Below are 1508 nucleotides of genomic sequence, written 5' to 3'. Positions count from 1 at the left end.
GATCTCTTCATCCTTGGCGGTGGGATCAACGGTTGCGGGATTGCGCGGGATGCGGTGGGGCGGGGGTTGTCCGTGACCGTGGCCGAGAAGGGCGATCTGGCGCAGGGGACCTCCAGCGCCTCGACCAAGCTGTTTCATGGCGGGCTGCGCTATCTGGAATTCTTCGAGTTCCGGCTGGTGCGCGAGGCGCTTGAAGAGCGCGAAACCCTGCTGCGCGCCATGCCGCATATCAGTTGGCCGATGCGCTTCGTGCTGCCCTATTCGCCCGAAATGCGCTTTGAAAGCGACACGCCGACCTCGCGCCTTCTGGGCCGGGTGATGCCGTGGATGCGCGGACGCCGCCCGGCATGGCTGATCCGGCTGGGGCTGTTTCTCTATGACAATCTGGGCGGGCGCAAGATCCTGCCCGGCACGCGGCGGCTGGATCTGTCGCGGGACCCTTTGGGCCAGCCGCTGAAGCCGTTTTCGCTGGCCTGGGAATATTCCGATTGCTGGGTGCAGGACGCGCGGCTGGTGGTGCTGAACGCCCGCGATGCCGAACGGCGCGGCGCGCGGATCCTGACGCGGACCCGCGTGACCGAGGCGCGGCGCGTGGATGATCTGTGGCAGGTGACGACGCAGGGGCCGCAGGGCACCCAGCTGCATCTGGCCCGCGCGCTGGTCAATGCGGGCGGCCCCTGGGTGCAGGACGTGATCCGCAATGTCGCCCACCTGGACAGCCGCGAGGGCGTGCGGCTGGTGCGCGGCAGCCATATCGTCGTGCCGAAGCTTTACGATCACGACCGCTGCTATTTCTTTCAGGGCACCGATGGGCGGATCATCTTTGCCATCCCCTATGAGCAGGATTTCACCCTGATCGGCACGACCGACATGGACCATGACGGCCCGCCCGAGGCGGCGCGCTGTTCGGATGCGGAACGCGATTATCTGTGCCGCTTTGCCAGCCAGTATTTCGCGCAGCCGGTGACGGCGGATCAGGTGGTCTGGACCTATTCCGGGGTGCGGCCGCTTTACAATGACGGCGCCAGTTCGGCCACGGCGGCGACGCGGGACTATGTGCTCAGCCTTGATGCCGCGGGCGCGCCGCTGCTGAACGTCTTTGGCGGCAAGATCACCACCTATCGCCGGCTGGCCGAAAGCGCGCTGGCAAAGCTTGCGCCGCATTTCCCAAAGGCCGGGGCGGCCTGGACGGCGGGCGTGGCGCTGCCGGGCGGCGATTTCCCGGTGGATGGGGTGGGCGCGCTGGTCGATGACCTGCGCGCGCGCCATCCGCGCCTGTCCGCCCGCGACGCGCTGCGGCTGGTGCGCACGCATGGGACCGAAGCCGCGCTGATCCTGTCCGACCCGCCCGGCCACGACTTCGGCGCCGGCCTGACCGAGGCCGAACTGCGCTGGTTCGCCACCCGCGAATTCGCCACCTGCGCCGAGGACGTGCTGTGGCGCAGGACGAAACTGGGGCTGAGGATGGACGGCGCGCAGCAGCAGGCCGTGCAGGACTGGTTCGAGGC

The 1508-nt window shown here is 68.2% G+C and carries 1 protein-coding gene; it reads left to right on the top strand.

The features are described 5' to 3' along the window. The coding region (gene glpD, locus GL284_RS21190) for a glycerol-3-phosphate dehydrogenase (protein WP_155046385.1) at window positions 1–1508 on the top strand (1508 nt) is incomplete at both ends.

The sequence above is a fragment of the Paracoccus shanxieyensis genome, from assembly GCF_009711265.1.
Lineage (GTDB): Bacteria > Pseudomonadota > Alphaproteobacteria > Rhodobacterales > Rhodobacteraceae > Paracoccus > Paracoccus shanxieyensis.
The sequence above is the reverse complement of the archived record's forward strand: the minus strand, read 5'-3'. Positions and strand labels throughout refer to the sequence as shown.